Origin of the sequence: Nonomuraea sp. NPDC049141, assembly GCF_040648415.1 — a bacterium.
In the GTDB taxonomy this organism is placed as follows: Bacteria; Actinomycetota; Actinomycetes; order Streptosporangiales; family Streptosporangiaceae; genus Nonomuraea.
Genome location: NZ_JBEZDR010000051.1, coordinates 1 through 18,936, shown reverse-complemented (window position 1 = coordinate 18,936; position 18,936 = coordinate 1). Strand labels below are relative to the sequence as shown.

The 18,936-nt window shown below is 69.2% G+C and carries 22 protein-coding genes; 4 read left to right on the top strand and 18 right to left on the bottom strand.

Annotation, left to right across the window (positions count from 1 at the left end; translation table 11 throughout):
- Nucleotides 1-188: 188 nt before the first annotated feature.
- Together AB0B91_RS63145 and AB0B91_RS63140 are read right to left on the bottom strand one after the other, a co-directional pair.
- Nucleotides 189-956: a Stf0 family sulfotransferase gene (locus AB0B91_RS63145; RefSeq protein WP_357659927.1), complete on the bottom strand. Its 768-nt coding sequence runs from the start codon at nucleotides 954-956 to the stop codon at nucleotides 189-191.
- A 264-nt stretch (nucleotides 957-1,220) separates the two neighbouring features.
- Nucleotides 1,221-1,655, bottom strand: coding sequence for a VOC family protein (locus AB0B91_RS63140; RefSeq protein ID WP_089002606.1), 435 nt, complete (start codon nucleotides 1,653-1,655; stop codon nucleotides 1,221-1,223).
- A gap of 325 nt (nucleotides 1,656-1,980) precedes the next feature.
- On the opposite strand from AB0B91_RS63140, the gene rox reads away from it, so the two are divergent.
- Nucleotides 1,981-3,408, top strand: a complete 1,428-nt coding sequence (rox, locus tag AB0B91_RS63135) for a rifampin monooxygenase (protein WP_089002605.1) — start codon at nucleotides 1,981-1,983, stop codon at nucleotides 3,406-3,408.
- Nucleotides 3,409-3,467: 59 nt separating this feature from the next.
- Here rox and AB0B91_RS63130 read toward each other — a convergent pair whose 3' ends face one another.
- Nucleotides 3,468-4,523, bottom strand: a complete 1,056-nt coding sequence (locus AB0B91_RS63130) for a cation diffusion facilitator family transporter (protein ID WP_357659929.1) — start codon at nucleotides 4,521-4,523, stop codon at nucleotides 3,468-3,470.
- A 67-nt stretch (nucleotides 4,524-4,590) separates the two neighbouring features.
- On the opposite strand from AB0B91_RS63130, the gene AB0B91_RS63125 reads away from it, so the two are divergent.
- Nucleotides 4,591-4,950 carry a metalloregulator ArsR/SmtB family transcription factor gene (locus AB0B91_RS63125; RefSeq protein ID WP_089002603.1) on the top strand — a complete coding sequence of 120 codons (360 nt, stop codon included), beginning with the start codon at nucleotides 4,591-4,593 and terminating at the stop codon, nucleotides 4,948-4,950.
- 249 nt (nucleotides 4,951-5,199) lie between these two features.
- Here the strand turns inward: AB0B91_RS63125 and AB0B91_RS63120 are convergent, their stop codons facing one another.
- From AB0B91_RS63120 to AB0B91_RS63065, 12 genes are all read right to left on the bottom strand, one after another.
- Nucleotides 5,200-6,330 carry a tyrosine-type recombinase/integrase gene (locus tag AB0B91_RS63120; protein WP_357659931.1) on the bottom strand — a complete coding sequence of 377 codons (1,131 nt, stop codon included), beginning with the start codon at nucleotides 6,328-6,330 and terminating at the stop codon, nucleotides 5,200-5,202.
- Nucleotides 6,330-6,536: an excisionase family DNA-binding protein gene (locus AB0B91_RS63115; RefSeq protein ID WP_357659932.1), complete on the bottom strand. Its 207-nt coding sequence runs from the start codon at nucleotides 6,534-6,536 to the stop codon at nucleotides 6,330-6,332. Before AB0B91_RS63115 ends, AB0B91_RS63120 begins: the two co-directional genes overlap by 1 nt.
- Nucleotides 6,536-8,278, bottom strand: coding sequence for a replication initiator (locus tag AB0B91_RS63110; RefSeq protein WP_357659933.1), 1,743 nt, complete (start codon nucleotides 8,276-8,278; stop codon nucleotides 6,536-6,538). The genes AB0B91_RS63115 and AB0B91_RS63110 overlap by 1 nt, the downstream gene beginning before the upstream one ends.
- A 224-nt stretch (nucleotides 8,279-8,502) precedes the next feature.
- Nucleotides 8,503-8,940: a hypothetical protein gene (locus tag AB0B91_RS63105; protein ID WP_357659935.1), complete on the bottom strand. Its 438-nt coding sequence runs from the start codon at nucleotides 8,938-8,940 to the stop codon at nucleotides 8,503-8,505.
- On the bottom strand, nucleotides 8,937-9,716 hold the full coding sequence (locus AB0B91_RS63100) for a DUF2637 domain-containing protein (protein WP_357659937.1): 780 nt from the start codon (nucleotides 9,714-9,716) through the stop codon (nucleotides 8,937-8,939). The genes AB0B91_RS63105 and AB0B91_RS63100 overlap by 4 nt, the downstream gene beginning before the upstream one ends.
- Nucleotides 9,703-9,978, bottom strand: a complete 276-nt coding sequence (locus tag AB0B91_RS63095) for a hypothetical protein (protein ID WP_357659939.1) — start codon at nucleotides 9,976-9,978, stop codon at nucleotides 9,703-9,705. Before AB0B91_RS63095 ends, AB0B91_RS63100 begins: the two co-directional genes overlap by 14 nt.
- The gene (locus tag AB0B91_RS63090; protein ID WP_357659940.1) at nucleotides 9,975-10,163 is read right to left on the bottom strand and encodes a hypothetical protein; all 189 of its coding nucleotides are present in this window, start codon (nucleotides 10,161-10,163) and stop codon (nucleotides 9,975-9,977) included. The genes AB0B91_RS63095 and AB0B91_RS63090 overlap by 4 nt, the downstream gene beginning before the upstream one ends.
- A gap of 28 nt (nucleotides 10,164-10,191) precedes the next feature.
- Nucleotides 10,192-10,497, bottom strand: coding sequence for a spread protein (locus tag AB0B91_RS63085; protein ID WP_357659942.1), 306 nt, complete (start codon nucleotides 10,495-10,497; stop codon nucleotides 10,192-10,194).
- A complete protein-coding gene (locus AB0B91_RS63080; protein WP_357659944.1) occupies nucleotides 10,494-12,149 on the bottom strand; it encodes an FtsK/SpoIIIE domain-containing protein in 1,656 nt (551 codons plus the stop codon). Before AB0B91_RS63080 ends, AB0B91_RS63085 begins: the two co-directional genes overlap by 4 nt.
- Nucleotides 12,149-12,316, bottom strand: coding sequence for a hypothetical protein (locus tag AB0B91_RS63075; RefSeq protein WP_357659946.1), 168 nt, complete (start codon nucleotides 12,314-12,316; stop codon nucleotides 12,149-12,151). The genes AB0B91_RS63080 and AB0B91_RS63075 overlap by 1 nt, the downstream gene beginning before the upstream one ends.
- An 86-nt stretch (nucleotides 12,317-12,402) precedes the next feature.
- Nucleotides 12,403-12,618, bottom strand: a complete 216-nt coding sequence (locus AB0B91_RS63070) for a hypothetical protein (RefSeq protein ID WP_357659947.1) — start codon at nucleotides 12,616-12,618, stop codon at nucleotides 12,403-12,405.
- Entirely contained in the window at nucleotides 12,618-13,016 is a 399-nt protein-coding gene (locus AB0B91_RS63065) for a transcriptional regulator (RefSeq protein WP_357659949.1), read from the bottom strand. The genes AB0B91_RS63070 and AB0B91_RS63065 overlap by 1 nt, the downstream gene beginning before the upstream one ends.
- Nucleotides 13,017-13,217: 201 nt before the next feature.
- On the opposite strand from AB0B91_RS63065, the gene AB0B91_RS63060 reads away from it, so the two are divergent.
- Together AB0B91_RS63060 and AB0B91_RS63055 are read left to right on the top strand one after the other, a co-directional pair.
- On the top strand, nucleotides 13,218-14,072 hold the full coding sequence (locus AB0B91_RS63060) for a GntR family transcriptional regulator (RefSeq protein ID WP_357659951.1): 855 nt from the start codon (nucleotides 13,218-13,220) through the stop codon (nucleotides 14,070-14,072).
- A gap of 134 nt (nucleotides 14,073-14,206) precedes the next feature.
- On the top strand, nucleotides 14,207-14,596 hold the full coding sequence (locus AB0B91_RS63055; RefSeq protein ID WP_357659953.1) for a kinase: 390 nt from the start codon (nucleotides 14,207-14,209) through the stop codon (nucleotides 14,594-14,596).
- A 30-nt stretch (nucleotides 14,597-14,626) separates the two neighbouring features.
- Here the strand turns inward: AB0B91_RS63055 and AB0B91_RS63050 are convergent, their stop codons facing one another.
- The 3 genes from AB0B91_RS63050 to AB0B91_RS63040 all read right to left on the bottom strand — a co-directional run bounded on the left by AB0B91_RS63050 (nucleotide 14,627) and on the right by AB0B91_RS63040 (nucleotide 18,797).
- Complete coding sequence (locus AB0B91_RS63050; RefSeq protein ID WP_357659955.1) at nucleotides 14,627-15,718, bottom strand: ImmA/IrrE family metallo-endopeptidase; 1,092 nt, start codon at nucleotides 15,716-15,718, stop codon at nucleotides 14,627-14,629.
- 36 nt (nucleotides 15,719-15,754) lie between these two features.
- Nucleotides 15,755-16,447, bottom strand: coding sequence for a hypothetical protein (locus tag AB0B91_RS63045; RefSeq protein WP_357659956.1), 693 nt, complete (start codon nucleotides 16,445-16,447; stop codon nucleotides 15,755-15,757).
- A 439-nt stretch (nucleotides 16,448-16,886) separates the two neighbouring features.
- Nucleotides 16,887-18,797 (bottom strand): IS481 family transposase, encoded by a 1,911-nt coding sequence (locus tag AB0B91_RS63040; RefSeq protein ID WP_358342552.1) that lies wholly within the window; start codon nucleotides 18,795-18,797, stop codon nucleotides 16,887-16,889.
- Between the last annotated feature and the right edge of the window lie 139 nt (nucleotides 18,798-18,936).

Genomic DNA, 18,936 nt, shown 5'->3' with positions numbered 1-18,936 from the left:
GCCGCTCCGGCAGGCCGGCCGGAGCGTCTGGGAGGCGATCCAGGACGGGGTGGCCCAGCACCGCCAGCAGCGGCGCTGACGGGCGGCCCAGACGGCCGGCGGGGTGAGCGCCGGGGCGTGCCCACCCGCGCCGGGGCAGGCCGACCCGCAGGTCCATCCGCGCCGGGCCGGGCTCGGCGACCCGGCGGTCAGCGGCCGATCATCTCCGCCCGGTATCGCTCGATCCACTGCCGGTTGAGTTCGTCGGCCTGGCGTCGGTGCCGGGGAACGACGGCGCAGCCGTCCTCGGGCACGTCGAGCCCCAGGAAGTCGAGGATGCGGCGGGTGGTGGCGGCCATGTCCTCGGCCAGTTCCTCGTAGCGCACCACGTGCGGTCGGATCCCCCGCGAGGCGAACCACTGCTCCCAGGCCGCGTTGTGCTCGCCGATCTCGTCGAGGTGGTGGCGGATGCCGTCCGCGTCGAAGCGGGGTGCCCGCCCGTTGCCGGCGTCGCCGCTGATCTCCCCACTGCCCCCGACGAACCACTCGCCGGTCTGCTCGGCGCGCAGCCGCGACACCGCCTGCGCCAGCACGTCGTCGCGTCGCAGGAAGACGAAACCGGTACGGCCGAACGCCCTGCCCAGCAACGCGACGTCGTCGCCGGCGAGGTCGGGATGGCTCGCCCCGAGCCTGGCCAGCAGTTCCTCCAGCGTTCCCCACATGAGCTTCGCGCCGAACACGCCGTTGACGGTGCGGCCGGCGGCGAGCGCGGCGCGTACGAAGTCCGCGTGATCGAAGCCGCCGTCGGCCGTGCGGGGGAGCCGCCACCGGTCGGCCCACAGCAGTTCGTCGGGGGAGCGGAAGTATGCCTGGGGACGACCGGCGACGCCGGTGGACTCCAGCAACCCGAGCAGGAGCGAACTGCCGGTGCGCGGGGTGCCGCAGACGAAGTACGAATCGACACGGACGGTCAGCATGGGTGTACGCAATCGCAGCGCGGCCCCCCGCTGCAACCGAATTCGTCTCCCGCGCCGGGCTGGTTGCTCGGCCGCCACGCCGGGGCGATCAGCCGAGGGCTCGCAGCGCGGCCGTGCCCACCACGAAGACGGCGATCAGCGCGGCGGAGGCGACGCGCACCGGTCGCGAGGGCGGGTCGGGGTCAGCGTGGCACGGCCGGGCCGTCCACCGCTGTCCCGGATCCGTCGATCGGCGTCGCCGGCACGGGCGGACGGGGCGCGCCGTCACGCCGAGGCGGCGGCGACGCAGAACTCGTTGCCCTCCGGGTCGGCCATGACGACGTGGTGCCCGGTGACCTCCTCCAGGACGGTCCCGCCCGCCCGGACCAGCCGCTCGGCCTCTGCGCTGATCCGCGCCCACCGCTCCTCGGGGGTGCCGTGACCCGGCACCCGGACGTCGATGTGCAACCGGTTCTTCGCCGTCTTGGGCTCGGGGACCCTGAGGATGGAGAGTGCGGGGCCGACGCCCTCGGGGTCGCAGAGCCACGCCGCGTCGTCCACCGGGTCGTCCTCCGGCAGGTCGAAACTCGCGTGCCACTCCTCGCGGGTGTGGAAGGGGGCGGGCGGGGGCTCGTCGACGTAGCCCAGTGCCGTCTTCCAGAACTCGCCGAGGAGCTTCGCGTCGCCGCAGTCGAGAGTCAGACTGATCCTGGTCGCCATGGCGGGACGGTATCGCCCACGTCCGACAGCCGAAGTAGCGAACCGACTGCGGGGAAGGGCCAGGAGGGTGCGGGATCTCGTTCCCGCCACCTTCAACGTATATCGGACGGGGGGACTTGCCGCAAGGCCCGGGTGGTGCCCCAGAATTGTCGGCCGAGGCCAGAACCTGCGGAAATCAGAGCTTTGCGCGTTCCGTGCCGTTGTCGGCGTACGGTCCGGGGCGGGACGTCGGACGCCGACGGACCCGCGGCGCGGCTGCGGGAGACCGGCGCGGCGGCACAGCGCGGCGGCTGGCCCAGTTCCCATCTCGTGAATGAGGGGCACCATGATCGACGTGATCGTGGTCGGCGGCGGGCCGACCGGCTTGATGCTGGCCAGCGAGTTGCGGCTGCACGGCGTACGCGTGCTCGTGCTGGAGAAGGAGCGGGATCCGACCAGGTTCGTCCGCGCGCTCGGCCTGCATGCGCGCAGCATCGAGGTGCTGGACCAGCGGGGCCTGCTGGGGCGCTTCCGCGCGCTCGGTGGGCAGCATCCGCTCGGCGGCTTCTTCGCCGGCATCCCCAAGCCGGCGCCGGACCGGCTGGACACCGCCCATCCGTACGTCCTCGGCATTCCGCAGACCACCACCGACCGCCTGCTGGCCGAGCGCGCCACCGAACTCGGCGCCGAGGTGCGGCGCGGCTGCGAGCTGGTCGGGCTGAGCCAGGACGACGAGGGGGTGAACGCCGAGTTGGCCGACGGCACCCGGTTGCGCTCGCGCTACCTGGTCGGTTGCGACGGCGGCCGCAGCACCGTGCGCAAGCTGCTCGGCGTCGGCTTCCCCGGTGAGCCCACCAGGGTCGAGACGCTGCTGGGCGAGATGGAGGTGGCCGAGGACCCGGCCACGGTTGCCGCCGTCGTCGCGGAGGTCCGCAGGACCCAGCTGAGGTTCGGCGCCGCGCCTCTCGGGGACGGGTGCTACCGGGTCGTCGTGCCCGCCGCGGGGGTGGCCGAGGACCGCGCCGTCCCGCCGACCATCGAGGAGTTCCGGCAGCAGCTACGGGTGACTGCCGGCACCGACTTCGGCGTGCACTCCCCGCGCTGGCTCTCCCGTTTCGGCGACGCCACCCGGCTGGCGGAGCGTTACCGGATCGGCCGGGTGCTCCTGGCCGGCGACGCGGCGCACGTCCACCCGCCTACGGGTGGGCAGGGGCTCAACCTCGGAATCCAGGACGCGTTCAATCTCGGCTGGAAGCTGGCCGCCGAGATCGACGGCTGGGCCCCGGCGGGGCTGCTGGACAGCTACCAGGCCGAACGTCGCCCGGTGGCCGCCGACGTGCTGGACAACACCCTGGCGCAGATGCACCTGCTGTCGACTGAGCCGGGCCCGCAGGCGGTGCGTCGACTGTTGTCGGAGCTGATGGACTTCCAGGACGTGAACCGGCACCTGATCGAGAAGATCACCGCGATCGGGGTCCGCTACGACCTCGGCGAGGGCCACGAACTACTCGGCAGGCGGCTGCGCGACGTGGGCCTGAAGCGGGGACGCCTCTACGAGCTGCTGCACGCCGGCCGGGGGCTGCTCCTCGACCGGACCGGTCGGCTCTCGGTCGCCGGGTGGGACGACCGGGTCGACCACGTCGTCGACGGCAGCGACGAACTGGACGTGCCCGCCGTACTGCTGCGGCCGGACGGCCACGTGGCCTGGGTCGGCGACGACCAGGCGGGGCTGGTCGGTCAGCTGCCGAGGTGGTTCGGGGCTGCCGTCAGCTGAGCACGCGCCGGCGGCCCGTGGGACGCGGACACCCGGGCACGGGGTGCACCGGGGGCCGTTCAGATCGTCTGCCGGCGTTCGTGCGACAGGTCTGCGTGATGGTGGGCGCCGGGATGGCAGTCGGGATCGGTGTGGACGGTGGCGCTGGTCAGCCGGGGCACGGCGTGGGTGAGCTGGTGTTCGGCGTCGGCGGCGATCCCGTGCGCGGCGACGAGGCTGAGGTGGGCGTCCACCACGAGTTCGGCTTCGGCGTGGAGGCGGTGACCGATCCAGCGGAGCCGGACCGTGGTGACGTCGCGGACGCCGTCGACGGCGCGGAGCGTGGCTTCGGCCTGGTCGACGATGGCGGGGTCGACGGCGTCCATGAGCCGTCGGTAGACCTCGCGGGCGGCTTCCTTGAGGACGAGGGTGATGGCGACGGCGATGGCCAGGCCGACGGCCGGGTCGGCCCAGCGCCAGCCGAGGGCGGCCCCGCCGGCGGCGAGGAGCACGGCGAGGGAGGTGTAGCCGTCGGTACGGGCGTGCAGGCCGTCGGCGACCAGGGCGGCGGAGCCGATGCGGCGGCCGATGCGGATGCGGTAGCGGGCGACCAGCTCGTTGCCGACGAAGCCGACGAGGCCGGCCGCGGCCACCCAGGGCAGGTGGGTCACCTCGGCCGGGTGCAGCAGCCGGGCGACAGCGGTCCAGGCGGCGGCGACGGTGGACGCGGCGATGACCGCGACGATGATGATGCCGGCGATGTCCTCGGCGCGGCCGTAGCCGTAGGTGTAGGCGCGGGTGGCGGCCCGCCGGCCGAGCAGGAAGGCGATGGCCAGCGGTACGGCGGTGAGGGCGTCGGCGACGTTGTGCAGGGTGTCGCCGAGCAGGGCGACCGAGCCGGACAGCACGACGATGACGGCCTGGGCGACGGCGGTGGCCCCGAGGCCGACGAGTGAGATCCACAGGGCGCGTAGGCCCTCCCGGGAGGACTCCAGCGCGGGGTCGACCTTCGCGCGGGAGTCGTGCGAGTGCGGGACGACCGCGTGGGTCAGCCGATGCCAGCGGGCGGCGAGCCGCCCCTGTTGGTGATGACCGTGATCGTGCGGGTGGTCGTGGCCGTGCTCGTGGTCTTCCACCGCGTCTCCCAACGTCCCTGACGGCTCAGCGGACCGGTATCCCCGACGACGGCGATAATATGTGCCCATGTATGCACGCGACAATGCGGCAGGTGCCAACGACCTGCAACAACGTCTCCCTGTCGACAGCCACGTCGAGGCAGCTACCGAGATGGTGCGGATGCTCGCGGACGGCACCCGACTGCGGTTGATGTGGCTGCTCGTCCACGGAGAGCACGACGTCACGGCCCTGGTGACGGCGCTGGGAGTGGCGCGGCCGGCGGTGTCGCAGCACCTCGGCAAGCTGCGCCTGGCGGGACTGGTCACGATGCGGCGCGACGGCCGGCGGGCGCTCTACAGCGGCAGAGGAGGTCACGTGCGTCGGCTGGTCACCGAGGTCATGCACGCGGCCTCGCACCGGGTGCGCGGCATCCCCGAACACGACTGAAGCGTCCGCGGGCGGACACGCGGGCACCGCGGCGGCGAGCGAGAAGCCGGTCGCTACCCGGTGGCGGCCCACGGCAGCAACCCGTACGCAGAAGCGCCGACCGGCGTTTCCGCTGGTCGGCGCTTCAGTAGCCCGGCGAAAGGCTATGTGGCCAGGGGCGGGGTCGAACCGCCGACCTTCCGATTTTCAGGCACCCGCATTTTCGCAGGTCAGACAGTCGCCGAAGGCCACCGTGCAACCATCGTGCAACTAGCTTCGCATCGTAATGTGCCGGGGCAGCCGTGCAACATCGCCGTGCGCCGCGAGTTCCGAGAGGGCCTTGGCGATCTCGCGGTCACGCCCGTCGACGGCGTGCAGGTATCGGCGGGCCGCAGCCATGGACGAGTGCCCGAGTCGCTTCATCAGGTCGGCCAGGGTCGCGCCGGTCTGGGCGGCGAGGGTCTGCCCCGTGTGCCGTAGGTCGTGGAAGGCCAGGTCATCGAGGCCCACTTGCTTCCGCGCCCGGACGAACGCCTGATAGAGCGTGTTGCCCCGTAGAGGGGTGCCGTCGCGGCTCACGAACAGCCGGTCAGTACCGGCGTACTCGTCGAGGTGCAGCCGGATCAGCGGCACGACGTGAGGCGGGATGGAGATGGTGCGCTTCCCGGCTTCCGACTTGGGGTCCTTGTCGAACGCTCGACCAGGAGCGTGCAGGGGTTCGACGCGAGCCTTCCGAACGGTGATGGTGTGCTCGGTCAGGTCCACGTCTGAGACGCGCAGGCCGGCGATTTCGCCACGCCGCAGGCCGCACCAAGCGGCGATGAGCACGGCGGTGCGGTAGCGCGGGTTGATGGCGTCGACCAGGGCGACGACCTGAGCGGGCGTAGCGACTGGACGCTCAACGGCGCGCACGGTCCCGGCACCCGGGATCTGACAGGGGTTCCGGGCGATGATGCCCTCACGCACGGCGGTGTTCATGACCATGCGCAGGAAGCGGTACGACTGAGAGATGGAGGTACGGCCACCCGTGCCCCGAAGTGCGGCAGCGTGCCATTCACGAACCCTGCTCGCGGTGAGTTCACGAAGCGGCACGTCGACCAGCGGTGCCAGGTGCAGCCGCAGGTTACGTTCGCACGTCTCCCGCCACCGGACGCCTATCTTCGGGCTGTCCCGCAGGATGGCCCGCGCGTAGTTGCCGAACGTTTCCGCCGCCGCGCGGTCGTTCAGCCAGGTGCCACGCGAGATGTCCGCCTCTACCAGCGTCAACCAGCGGCCGGCGTCAGTCTTTGTCTTGAAGGTGTGCGGCGCGGTCTGTCGAGTACCGCCACCAGGCGGCACGAACGAGGCTTGGAACCGCCCCGAGGGCAGCTTTCGGACCATGCCGAACCGACGCTTCGCCATCAGGCCGCCTTCCCATCCGACCACGAGACGGTGACGGGCTCTACCGTGCAAGCAGCGATGAAATCCGCCAAAGCCGTCTCGGGAATGCGGACCTTGCTACCGAGCTTGACGAACCGAATCCGCCGCTCAGCGATCAGCCGACGCGGGAAACGCTCCGTCGTCCCAAGACGATCGGCGGCCTGAGCCACCGTCAACAGCCGTTCCACTACCGCGACTCCTTCCGATCCGAGGGGACTGCCGAAACGTCTGACGAGCTGGCCGCCGCTCGATCCTGGGCAGCGCGTAGGGCGGCCTTCCATTGGGCACGTTGGGACAGCGCCCGAAGCATCCGGTGTTGCAGGGGTGGGATGTCCGGGTCATCCGGCCGGGCCATCTCCCAGGCGTAGACGGGCGCGTCGCCCTGGTCGACGGGGTCGGCATCGTCGGCGCCGGTGCTGACGCCTAGGAGCCGGCGGACCCAGGCGCGGGCGTCGGCGCGGTGGTCGGCGAGGGTCTTGCCGGACCAGTCACGCGAGACGAGGATGCGGCGCCCACCGATGCCGAGGGTGGCCCGCTGGTGAACCTTGCCCTTGCAGCGCCCCGCTTGCAGGCGGCCGTGGGCCTTCTTCGGCTGGACACCGTAGAGCAGCCAGTTGGCGCACCGCTCGTTGCACGGCGTGATGCGGAGCTGTTGCCAGAGCCGTTCCAGGTGGTTGCGCTGCCGGTCCGTCTCTGCCTTGTGGCAGTCAGCCGCGCTCTTGGTGATGTACTTCGTGATGTAGCCGATCGTCCGGTCAGCGTGCACCGTGCCGGGGGTGACACCTTCGGCGTGAACCTGCCGGCCGAAGCGGACGACGTGCACAGGCTGCGCGTCGGGGTCGGCGTCGATCAGGTCCAGGGCGTCAGCCCACGTCGTCAGCGGCTCACGGGTGTCGGGGTCGACCCAGGCGTCGGCGTCGTTGTCCCACACCGGCGGCCGATCGAGGGAGTACACCAGCTCGTCAGCCGGGGGCCACCAGACCTGGTGGTAGGTGGCGGCGGCGACCTGGCGCAGCACGGCGCGGGGGATGGTGCCCCGGATGGCGAAGTGCGCGTGTGGCGCAAGGCGTCGTTGGGGCTCGACGCAGCCGGCGTACTGGACGTTCCAGCCGACGCAGCGGCGCAGGTTCTGCCAGAACCGATCGAGCAGCCGAGCGAAGTGCACCGCATCCCACGCGGCCCGCCGGTAGTCGTAGCTGTCGGGGTCGACGGGCGTGCCGTCAGGCCGGACGCGGCCGTAGGAGTCGAGGGTGAGCGACAGCCACATGGATGGGCGGTGCTGCGTGCCGTCGGGGGCGGTGTAGACCTTGCCGACCGTGCGCGGTTCGACTTTCTTGCGGGGCAGGTCGGGGGTGTCCTGACGCCGTTTGGTCGACCGCGTGCGCCGGCCACCTTCGGAGCCTTCCCCGTCGTGGGGCGGGGCGACCTGTCCGCGTAGGCCCTCGGCGGCGATGGCGTCCTCTACCTCCGCGATGGCCTGATCGATGCCGGGCACCTGGTCGAACTGCGCGGAGCGCTGCGCCTCATCGCGGGCGAATTCCAGGTGCGCCCGGAGCATGACCAACTCGCGCTGTTCCTCGCTGGCAGGCCAGGCAGAGAACGGGTTGGGTTCGTCGGCGCGGTGCCAGCCCTCGCGGATCTGGGTCTGGCGCAGCCGGCGGGCACGCTTCGCACACGGGGAGCACTTGTCTTCCCGCGTGGTGCCGCAGGGCAGGTCGATCACTTCCGTCTGACCGGTGCTCAGGTCGGTACGGCGCAGGGTGACCGGGCGCAGGCACACGCCGTACTCAGCGGCCATCTCCTTCAACACCTGCCGCGACATGGGCAGGGCGAGGCGGGCAGCGCGAGAGCCAGGCGCCGGCGGGGCAGCCGCGGCCGAGGCCGGTTCGGTGGGAGCGGGGGCGAGGCCGGGCAGGGTCGGGGCGGTCAACGGGTCACCTCCGGTAGCTCGAACAGGACGGGTTGGGTGTCACCGATCGGGGTGGTGCGGGTCGGACCGAGGCGACTGGCCCAGCGGTGAGCGGCAGCCTCATGGCGGGTACAGGCGATCTCGGCGCGGTAGTGGCCGGTGCCGGGGCGGCCGGATTCGACAAGGGCGGTGGCCCACCTACGGCACCGCGCGCAGTAGGTGGGCCAACCAGCAGTCATCGCGGGTCAGTGGCCGCAGCCGGGGCAGTGCAGGCCAGGGCAGCAGCGACCGGAGCGCCGCAGCAGCAGGCCGACGACGATGAGGACCAAGACGACGCCCGCGATGAGCGGGAACGCCGAGCGGACCGCGTTGACGAGCTGCGCGGCGAGGTAGCCGACAGCGGCGAGAGCGCCCACGGTCGGAACGGCGACGGCGGCGACGACGTGACCTCGGCGCAGCCGGCGGACCGCAGCCGGGGCCGGGCCGTTGTTATCGAGGAACCGGACGGTGACCGTGACGCGGGAGTCGCCGGGCATCTGGCGAGGCGCGGTCATGGACACAAGGCGGCCGGAGTCGCGGACCAGGGCGACGGTGGCGGCGACCTCGGCCGGGGTGCCGACCACACGGCGGGCGACGACAGCGGGGCGAGCGAGGTTGCGGCGGGCGAGCTGGGTGCGGGTCATCGGACAACCTCCGAGGCGAAGACCTGACCGTTGCGGGGGGCCTGGACGACGGACGAGATGAACGCGGGCCGGACCGGAGCCGGGGCCGGCGGGGCCGGGACGACCACGGGTGCCGGTGGGACGTAGGCAGGTGCCGGATCGATGGGCAGGTCGATCGGGTCCAGGTCGACCGGGTCCAGGTCGACCGGGTCAGCCGCAGGCGCGGGCGCCGGGGCGGTTGCCGGGTCCGGGTCCGGGTCCGGGTCCGTAGCCGGGGTGTTGGTGGGTTCGCTGGTCCGCTGGTTCTTCTCGGCCAGGTCGCGGGCAGCGGTGAGGAGGGCGGCTGCTTCGGCTTCGATGGCGGCGAAGTCGGGTCGGATGCGTCCGGCGACGAGTTCGACGCCGATGACGAGGACGACGACCAGGGCGAAGACCAGACGTAGACCGAGGCTGCCCGGGGAAGCGAAGTTGATGGTGGCCGACAACAGGGCGGCGGCGGCGAACACGACCAGCGCTCCCCGCTTGGCATCGCGGGCGATGCCGGAGGTGCGGACGACGGTCAGCATGGACACCATCGCGGCGTCGAAGATCAGGGGCACGAGGTAGGCGAAGAAGCCGGCACCCTGGGTCCACAGGTAGTGGGCTTGGTGCAGGTAGCTGGTCAGCAGCGCGCCGAGCAGGACGAACCGGTTGTAGCGCTTGATCGACGCGATGGCTTTGAGCATGGCCGGCACCGCGTTGCGGGCGTACTCGGTGGCGAACTGCTCAGTGACGGTGGCCGGGTCAGTGGTCGACACGAACGTTCACCTCCTGCACCGCCGAGGCAGTCACCGGGGCGGGGGTCGGACGGAGCCAGGCCCGCAGGTTGCGGACGTAGACCGCGCCGTAGACGAAGCAGGAGACGAGGAAGCCCCACTGCTCAGTCACGAGCGAGTAGGCCAGCCAGAGCACCTGGGCGGCGAGGCCGACGGCCCAGCCGGTCCACGAGCGCTTTCCGGCCAGCCACAGGCCGGTGACGCCAACGACCATCAGGAGCCAGGACCACAGTTGGTAGGTCATGCCGCCCACCCCCACGCTTCGGCGTCTTCGGCGGCGATCTCGGCGTGCTGGGCGAGAGCGGCGGCGACGATGGCGGCGGCCTGGGTGTCGTCGGCGCAGTAGGGGCAGGTCTGGTCGGGGTCGGTGTGGGCCAGGTCGAGGCAGAGACGGCGGACCGGGCGTCGGGTCAGTCGACGGGTACGCATCACGAGGACTCCAAGCAGGCGGGGAAGGTCAGCGGTGGGTGGGGGTGACGTGCACGCGGATCCACTCCGGCGGCTCACCCGTCGAGGCGACCGCTTCGGAGAGGCAGCGCCACAGCGCCCACGCCTCGGAGGGGGTGAGGTACATGCGGCGACGGCCGGCACCAACGGCGACGTAGAGATCGGCGTCGGGCGTGACGCGGACGGTGACCGGCACCGAGGCTTTGTCGACGTGGGGAGCGCGCAGCCGGTAGAAGCGGCGTGGTTCCTCGGTGGTGTCGGGTTCGTCGGCGTAGGGCATCCGAGCCGGGGTGCCCTCAGGCAGTTCGGTGGTCATCGGGGGTCGCCTCCGTTCGGGGTGGCGTCGAGGTCCAGGGCGTGAAGCAGCGACGGCGGCAGCAGCGGAGCGGCCTGCTTCGGCGGGGTGGGCCGGTAGGTGTGCCGGCCGTTGCCGTTCGACCGGGCCTTGACCGGAGCCGGGGCCGGGGTCGGGGTGTCGACCGGTTCGGGCTGGACCTCGGCAGGAGCGGGGAAGGTCGCGGCCATCTCCCGGATCACGTCGTCGCTGATGAAGGAGAAGCGGACCCGGGCGGGTTCGGGCTGACCGTCAAGCAGGACGTACGCGACGCCCTTGGCCGACAGCGGGATTTGGTCGGCCAGTGCTCCGCGGTCGCGGGCGCCGTCGCCTAGGAGCAGGTCGACGTGGCCGCGTTCGGTCAGGCCGAGGGCGATGCGGGTGGGGAAGAAGTCGCGGACGGAGACGACTTCCTTGCGGGGGTCCTGGGTGGCGGCGACGACCAGGACGCCGAGACCGGCACCCTGGGAGAGCAGCATCCCGAGGGCCTGAGTGATGCGGTTGCGAATGTCGCTGTCAGGCAGGAAGGCCAGCAGGGTCGCCAGCTCGTCAATGACGATGACGATCAGCGGCTCATCCACGGTCGGGGTGTGCACCCGGACCTTGCCCCGCAGCACCCGTTGACGAGCCCGCATCCGGGTCACGGCGTCATCGAGCATGTCGGCCATGCGGGTCCAGTCGTCATCGACGTAGCGGGAGAACAGCGGCCGACCGATGGCGAGTTCCATGCCGCCCTTGGGATCGATGGCCCACACCCGCACCAGGCCCGACCGGATGCCGGCGGCGAGGGAACGCAGCAGGGACCAGATGACCGAGCCTTTGCCCATCCGCGTCGCCCCACCGATCAGCACGTGCGTGGCGAGCAGGCGCAGGCAGTACACGGCCAGGTCTTCCCGCATCCCGAGGGGCAGGGCGGTGAAGTCAGGGCGGGCCGGCACGGGCAGGGGCTTGACGATGCGGGTGAGCGGGTCGCGGCGGATCAGCACCAACCACACGTGCCGGGGCCGGTCGCGGAACCGGATGGCGTCGACGCGGCGCAGGATCCAGGCGAGGGAGCCGGAGCGGGCCGGGGGTGCTTGGCGGCGGCCGGAGAAGACGCGGCAGTGCCGGGTACCGAACGAGTACGCCAGATCCCGCGCCGCCTTGTGGTACGCCTCCGGGTTCTGCCCCCGAGGCATCCGCAACACGACCTCATCCGTGGCATACGTGCAGCGCACCGACAGCAGTTCCGGCAGCTTCTCGCCACCGTCGTACTTCTTAACCAGCCCACACAGCGACATGACCTCGTGCCACTGACGCCGATACACCCACAGCCGCCGCCACCACGACAGCCCTCGCAGCACCACCAGGCGCTCGAAGGACTCCCGAGACCGCCACCACCACACGCCCGCCGAAGCGGCGACGACGATGAGGACCAGGAGGTGAGGCCACCAGCCGTGCGAGCGGTGCACGTCGACGGCGAGCAGGACCAGGGCGACAGCCGGCCAGGCCCGCCAGTGCCGCACCGCCGTGACAGCGATGCCCACCAGGAAGACCACGAGCCGGGCGAGCAGGATGAAGAAGGTGACCGTCCAGACCAGGGGCCACGGGGCGGCGACCTGAAGGCGACGGAAGTTGACCAGCGGAGCGCGCATCACGCCACCGCCTTGTCGGCGTTGCGCTGGTCGATCCACGCCTCAGCGCAGACCTTGTGCACCGGCTTGCCCGCAGGGCTGCGGCAGATCGCCGGCTTACCGCAGATGACGCATGGGGCCAGGTCTCCGGCGCTCCCGTCGCGTCGCCAGTCCAGAGAAGTTGGCATGATGAACCTGCCCTTCCAGGCCGTGAGGGTTGAGAGGGCAGCGGGGCGGCCGGCTTTCCTAGGGCATGGGCCGCCCCGCGCCACATCTAGTAGCCGTGCCGCCGGAGCGCGTCGATCGCCGCGTTCTTCTCCGCCTGCGTCGACTTGCCAAGCGCCGCCTCGAACGCACTCTTGGCCTTGTCGAACTCCGGGCCGTCAATGTCCCTGTCGGCGGCGTCGGTCTCCCGCATCCCGAGGGAGATCAGCCGCATCACCTGGTCCTTGCGTACCGGCTCCGTCTCGGAGCGCTTCCGGCCGAACATCAGGCGGCCTTCCCGCGCGTCTCGGCCAGGGTCTTCGGCGCCACGATCGCGGTGGCCCGGAACGAGTAGGCGAGCCGGCCGTTGCTGCCGACGTACGGGGTCACGGTCAGGTTCTCGAACTCCACCTGCTGGAACGGACCTACCGGCGGCACCGGCTGCACGTTCGACAGGATCTTGATCGACACCTCACGCGACCGAGAACCCAACTCCGGGTCCATGTCCATCACCCGGCACTGCCACACCCGCTCACCGGTCACCTTGTCCTTCGCCGGCGTCCGCTGCCGGGTCGCCTCGTTGAAGTCCTGCGCCTCCGCGATCGAGTCCGGCACGAACACCGCACCGTGCGGAAAGACAGCCTCGAACGGAACCGTGAACCGAGTACCACCCCTGAGGGCCATGGCGCTCTCCTTCGCAATCGCGACTAACCGGCCATCCGGTCTGTGTGATGCCGATAACCTAACAACTGATAGGTCTACGGGTCAACTGTTATGACTAAACTCCTCGCAGAGGGTCACTGAGCAGGCACGCAAGGGTCGATCTGTTAGCCCACTGGTAGGCTGACGCGCGGATAGCTGTTGCCTACCTCGCTGGGAGCACCGATGACGCCTCCGCGCAGCCGGCTCGCCCGGACGGAGTCCCTGCACCAGCAGGTCGCCCGCAACATCCGAAACGACATCGAGGCAGGCGCCCTACGCGATGGCGACGTTCTGCCGTCGACCAGGGAACTCGCTGAGCAGTGGGGCGTCAGCGTCTTCACGATCACCGAGGCGATGAAGCTGCTTGCCGAAGAGGGCCTGGTGGTCAGCAAGTCCCGATCGAAGAGGGTCGTCAGCGCCCCGAACCAGCCGCGCAGGAGCGAGGTTCGGCTTCACGTCCCACGGGTCATCTTCGTGGGCGGCTACCCCGGTAGTGGGAAGACCGAGCTAGGCCGGATCCTGGCCCGCGAGACCGGGTGGCCGATGCTCGACAAGGACACTCTCACCCGTCCCGTGGTCGAGGCGATGCTTGAGGCCGTTGGTCACTCCCCGCACGACCGCGAGTCTGAGACCTACCTGACCAAGGTGCGCCCTCGCGAGTACGAAGCCCTGCGGGCCGCGACGGACGAGAACGTCGAATGCGGCAACAGCGCGATCGTGACGGCACCGTTCATCCGTGAGTTCAATGACGCCGCCTGGATCGGTCGGACGCGAGCCGCCTACGCCGCCATGAATGCCCTGACGACCTTCGTGTGGGTGTACTGCGACGTCGAGACGATGAACGTGTACATCAGGCGACGGGGCGCGGCACGAGACGCAGCGAAGCTGGCCGACTGGCCGGCGTACCTGACCAAGATTGACGTCGACTTCCGGCCAGAGGTGCCCCACGTCCTGGTCAACAACTGCACCTCCAGCCTTCCTCTTCAAAGCCAGGCGAAGGAGCTGCTGAAGAGCCTGACCGGCGACGAGCAGGCATAGTGCAGGGTGTCATCTTCTACGGGCCACCCGCAGCGGGCAAAGACACCGTGACGGCCGCCCTCTGCCAGCTCGACCAGCGATACACGCAGTTCCAGCGACTCAAGGCTGGCCCAGGCAGGACCGCTGGGTACCGCATGACCAGCGAGAAGCACCTTCAAGACCTGCGGACCGCGGGCGAGGTCATCTGGGAAAACCACCGCTACGGAGCGACCTACGTAGTCGACCGCCCACACCTCCGTGCCCTGCTGGATGGCCGAGTGCCAGTTGTGCATCTGGGCCAGCCCGAGGCGATCGAGGCGGTGAAATCCGCTTTCCCTGCGGCACGCTGGCTCGTCGTCTACCTCTGGTGTCCCCGACCAGTCGCTGCTACCAGGATTGCCGCTCGTGGCACCGGCGACACGAAAGCCCGCCTACGTGCTTGGGATGAAACCGATGCTATCGCCGCAGACGTGATGCTGAACACCGAAGCGATGTCAGCGGCGGAAGCAGCAGAAGAGGTATTGATGTCCTTCGGAAGTCGGTAAGCGTACGGGTGAACGGACACAGGTAGAAGACTACCGGCGCCGGGCACCAACCAGCTGCAACTGCGGGCGCCCAGGAGGACCAGCCTGCCGACCCCCATCGAGGACGATCGGAACTAGACCAAATACGTGAAGGTTCAACTCGTCGGTGCTAATGCTCAGCTCATCCGCAAGCGATATCCTCCCCGGGTCATGTCGAAGGGAAGCGAATACCTTGCCTAGCAGTTGGGAGCTTTCACGAGTAATTCCGCCTGGCTCGCCACGTCGGAATCCCAGCTGGGCTAGCCGCTTTGAAACCGCCTTGTACTTCCATTCGGAGAGCAACCCTAGATCGTGAAGGCGATAAGCGAGCGCGACGGCGGCCACCCTCCACTTACGCTTCGCCAGCAAAATTCGATCCGGCGTAGCGTCGTGTAGGGATTGAGCGAGGATTCCCGCACGGGGCATCAAGAAGGCCGAAGCAAACTTGTTGGCCTGCTCTTCGGCCTCAACGCCGTGGGCCAATCTGTCGTCTGCGTGAAGAACTAGGTGTCCTAACTCGTGGGCGGCATCGAAGCGACCACGCTCACCGGACTTCCTCGTGTTCAATATGCAAAAGGGCTTTCCTCTGTATCGCAGCGAATAGGCATCAATGCTTTCGCAGTCCGCTGCCAAGGAAAAGACGCGAACGCCGTTGGCCTCAAGCAAGTGGATCATATTAGGGATTGGTGCTTCGCCCAAGCCCCACAGGGCTCGCACTCGCTCCGCCGCCTCCTCTGGTTCTAGGTGGGAGAGGGTGGGAACGTTGGCACCGGGCAGGCGGAAGTGACGCTCGTTCCATTGGTTGATAAGAGCTGAGACTTGACCGGCGCCGAGAGCCGCTTCACGATCCAGGGCACTCATCTTTGATAACGCGCGAAAGCTAACAGACCCTATGGGAATTTCGTCGATTGGCGGACCTTCGAAAAAGGGGCGCGGAAAAGACATCGCTGTAGCTAATGCTTCGAGCGTCTCGGAACTCGGCTGCTTATGGCCGTTTTCGAACGCTGTGATGCTTCGGACAGAGACCCCAGACGCGACCGCAAGCTGGGCCAGGGTCATACGACGCCGTTTCCTCGCGACGACAAGCCGTGATGGCGTCAACATGACCCTGACCTCAACCCATTCTCATGTAGGCCTTAACTAGGCGATCCGCTCGACAGGAACGTCCACGACGGGCGCATTGGCTTCTCCGAAGGAGTCCAAGTCCAGTCTAACGCCACCATCACCGCCGTATCCTGCGGGTCCGATAATGATGTGCTCACGCCAGCGATTAACGGTGCTGCCCAGCATGTCAACAGGCATGGAAAGTTCCATCATGATGCCCTCAGATGTAGCTTTATAGAGCAAGAACCATGTGGGGTGCATGTCAGGCTCGAAATCCGTTTCCGGGAAATCGAGGCCCGGAAGGAAGTCGGCGTTCCTTGCTCCACCCGAGACTGAATAGTTGTAGCGAACAAGGGTGGCGACCGCAGATCCCTTCGGGTTGCGCGTCTGCACCCTGCCACTCGGCACTCCGACGGCGCCGGCCCCGCTGATCGCCGAGATGCTGAACCGTCCATCCGGGCTGATCGTGCGGAGGATGTTGTCCCTGTTGGTCCAACTCCATCCTCGTGGGTGAAGCCGTTCCCTGAGGTACCGGTTCCCCCTGGTCCAAAAGATGTAGCCTGCCGCGCCAGGTGCATCAACCTCGGTACACCCCGCAGCATCGACCGCGGCGAGTTCCAGTGGTTGGACCAGGTCTGCCACCTCAAGACCCATCTGCCGCAAGCGGGTCTCTGCGTCGTCCCCGGTGAGCCAGACCTCCTCCGGCTCGGACTCCACGTTGCGATCCATCGTCCCTCCTCATCCAGGTTCCAAAAACGCTACCTCCCAGGAGGTTGGATTTTTGGAACCCGCTTCGGCGTGTTGGACCGCCGCCGTGATCAACACAGTAGAACGAGCGTTCGAGCCGTGCAAGTTCCACGGACACCGTAGGGGGTTGGAGCTCTGGGAGATGTCGGGGCCGGGCGAGAGGTTCGTACTGGCTGGGTCAGCTTGGGAGCTGCTCGGGACGATGATGGCAGAGGTTGGCAGGCGGCATGTGCGCAGCGACTTGGGCAGCCGACCGCCATGCGCGTTGGAGACACGGCGACGCTTCCCTAGGCGACCGGACGGCGGCGGCCGGGTGGGTGTTGTGTTCGTGCCGGCTAGGTCGACTCGGAGCGCTTCCTGTGATTGTGATCCGACAGCTGATGTGCGACGCAGCTCTGCCAGGTGATGTGCGACGGGTGGTCTAGGAAACTGAGGTAGCGATCCGCGGTCGCTGGCCTTTGATGCTACGGACTGGCTGCGTGGTCGTGCGTCGGATGACCTTGGTGTCGCCGTCGGTGAGTTCGATGGCCAGGGTCGTTTCGGACACGGTCACGGTGACTGTCTGGTGGCGGTGCAGCCGGCCGAGGGCTACTTTCTGGCCGGCGACCATGATGATCCCGCTGTTGGAAGCCCTCCGTTGCACCCGAACGGGTTCGACGGAGGGTCGTGGTGGTGGTCCTGCCGGTCGGGCGCCACGCAGGCGCTTCATCTGTTCCGGGCGGAGCGGGTTGGCGCGGGTGCGCAGCAGTTCGCGGGTGTCCAGGTCGTAGAACATAAGGGTGGTCGGCTCGATGTGGATGCCGACGCGGCGGCCGGCGAGGATCTCTGCGGCCAGGACGATGTGTTGGCCCAGTGAGACCCCGCCGCCTCGGTTGACGCAGCGTTCGACCTCGATGGCGTCGCCGTCCTCGATCGGCGGCAGCGGTGCGGGGCCGGCCGGGACGGCGCCCTGGCGAACGAGGGTGGCCAGGTCGTTGACGCTCAGGTGAGACCGGACGGTCTTGATCCGGATGCCGGCGATGAGGACGTGGATCAGGTCGCAGTCGGCCCAGATCCGGGCCACCATGCCGGCCCGGTGGGTGCCCATCCAGAACTGGCGTTGGCAGACCATCAGATTGCCCGATGCCGGGACAACCCGGTCGAACTCCACGGGTCCACCCGGCTCCACCGCCGTCTCCTGGGCCTGGACCGGTGGTGCGTCGGCTGCCACCGGCTGGACCTCGGTGGAGGGGACGGGGTCCAGGGTGGGCGGCAGCCACAGGTCGACCAGCGTCCGCTGCTGGGCTCCGACCGGCTGGAACCGGTCAGCAGGGGTGACCGGTGTTCTCGGGTCGAGGGCCTGGTGGGGCCGGTCGGTGTTGTAGTGCAACACATACGCGTCCACCGCGGCCTGGGCTTCCCGGAGGCTGGTGAACGCCTCGGCGGTGTCGAGGAAGTCCGGGCGGACGGTGCCGTGGAACCGTTCCACCTTGCCGTTCTGGTTCGGTGAAGCCGGCGCGGTGAGCCGGTGCGTGATGCCGTTATGGCGGCAAATCTTGTCGAACAGCACCTCACCGGTGCGGGGACGATACTTGCCGAACCGGTCGGTGAACTGCTTGCCGTTGTCGGTGATGATCTCCTCCGGGACCCCGAACCGGGTCAGGGCCTCCGCCAGCGCCAGACACACCGCCCGGCCGGTGGCCCGTTCGACGACCTTCGCGATCACGCAGTACCGGGAGTGGTCGTCAACGGCGGTGACCAGCTTCGCCTCCCGCACTACACCAGTGGCCGGGTTGACCAACTGCACTCCGCCGACGATGTCCATCTGCCACAACTGCATCGGCGCAGGCCGTTCCCACCGCTTATACGAGTCCTTCGGCCGTTTCCGGGGCCGGACCCGCAGCAGCCCCTGCCGCTGCAAAATCCTGTCGATCGTCCGCTCCGACGGCACCGCCAGGTCCTCGACCACCCACGGGCCGGGCTTGCGCAGCATCTCCAACCGGATCCGCCGCGACCCCCACCGGGGATGCTCCCGACGCATCTCCGCCACCGCGACCTCAACCGCCTCCGCCACCTGACCAGGGCACGAGTGAGGCCGGTGCGACCGGTCAGCCAACCCCGCCAACTGCTCAGTCAGATACCGGCCCACCCACCGATGCACCGTCGACCGATGCACCCCACAGTTGGCGGCCACCTCCACCACATCCGACCCGGCCAGCACCGCACGGACCGCGTCCAACCGCTGCTCGACAACCGACAAGACAACCAGCGCCAATCCCGGCCTCCCCGAGTCCCGACGCCCCGCGGAGACGTCGGGCTCAGAGTGCCGAAACCGACCACTGTCGCAGATCACCTGGCGGACGCGTGTCGCACATCAGCCGACGGAGGACAGCGCTTCCTGTGATCTGTTGCCGAATTGGCCTGTACTAGATCAAGGCGCTCCGCGCGGCGCGGGCCGGGGCGCGGCAACCGGCTCCTGCGGAGCCGCCGCC

What these genes read in the sequence shown, in the direction of transcription:
- AB0B91_RS63080 (WP_357659944.1), bottom strand. Translation starts at nt 12,149, where the DNA reads ATGCGCGCTCCGCTGGTCAACTTCCGTCGCCTTCAGGTCGCCGCCCCG.
- AB0B91_RS63045 (WP_357659956.1), bottom strand. Translation starts at nt 16,447, where the DNA reads ATGGATCGCAACGTGGAGTCCGAGCCGGAGGAGGTCTGGCTCACCGGG.
- AB0B91_RS63070 (WP_357659947.1), bottom strand. Translation starts at nt 12,618, where the DNA reads ATGTTCGGCCGGAAGCGCTCCGAGACGGAGCCGGTACGCAAGGACCAG.
- AB0B91_RS63145 (WP_357659927.1), bottom strand. Translation starts at nt 956, where the DNA reads ATGCTGACCGTCCGTGTCGATTCGTACTTCGTCTGCGGCACCCCGCGC.
- AB0B91_RS63125 (WP_089002603.1), top strand. Translation starts at nt 4,591, where the DNA reads ATGTATGCACGCGACAATGCGGCAGGTGCCAACGACCTGCAACAACGT.
- AB0B91_RS63090 (WP_357659940.1), bottom strand. Translation starts at nt 10,163, where the DNA reads ATGCGTACCCGTCGACTGACCCGACGCCCGGTCCGCCGTCTCTGCCTC.
- AB0B91_RS63085 (WP_357659942.1), bottom strand. Translation starts at nt 10,497, where the DNA reads ATGACCACCGAACTGCCTGAGGGCACCCCGGCTCGGATGCCCTACGCC.
- AB0B91_RS63050 (WP_357659955.1), bottom strand. Translation starts at nt 15,718, where the DNA reads ATGTTGACGCCATCACGGCTTGTCGTCGCGAGGAAACGGCGTCGTATG.
- AB0B91_RS63065 (WP_357659949.1), bottom strand. Translation starts at nt 13,016, where the DNA reads ATGGCCCTCAGGGGTGGTACTCGGTTCACGGTTCCGTTCGAGGCTGTC.
- AB0B91_RS63075 (WP_357659946.1), bottom strand. Translation starts at nt 12,316, where the DNA reads ATGCCAACTTCTCTGGACTGGCGACGCGACGGGAGCGCCGGAGACCTG.
- AB0B91_RS63140 (WP_089002606.1), bottom strand. Translation starts at nt 1,655, where the DNA reads ATGGCGACCAGGATCAGTCTGACTCTCGACTGCGGCGACGCGAAGCTC.
- AB0B91_RS63120 (WP_357659931.1), bottom strand. Translation starts at nt 6,330, where the DNA reads ATGGCGAAGCGTCGGTTCGGCATGGTCCGAAAGCTGCCCTCGGGGCGG.
- AB0B91_RS63060 (WP_357659951.1), top strand. Translation starts at nt 13,218, where the DNA reads ATGACGCCTCCGCGCAGCCGGCTCGCCCGGACGGAGTCCCTGCACCAG.
- AB0B91_RS63095 (WP_357659939.1), bottom strand. Translation starts at nt 9,978, where the DNA reads ATGACCTACCAACTGTGGTCCTGGCTCCTGATGGTCGTTGGCGTCACC.
- rox (WP_089002605.1), top strand. Translation starts at nt 1,981, where the DNA reads ATGATCGACGTGATCGTGGTCGGCGGCGGGCCGACCGGCTTGATGCTG.
- AB0B91_RS63055 (WP_357659953.1), top strand. Translation starts at nt 14,207, where the DNA reads ATGACCAGCGAGAAGCACCTTCAAGACCTGCGGACCGCGGGCGAGGTC.
- AB0B91_RS63105 (WP_357659935.1), bottom strand. Translation starts at nt 8,940, where the DNA reads ATGACCCGCACCCAGCTCGCCCGCCGCAACCTCGCTCGCCCCGCTGTC.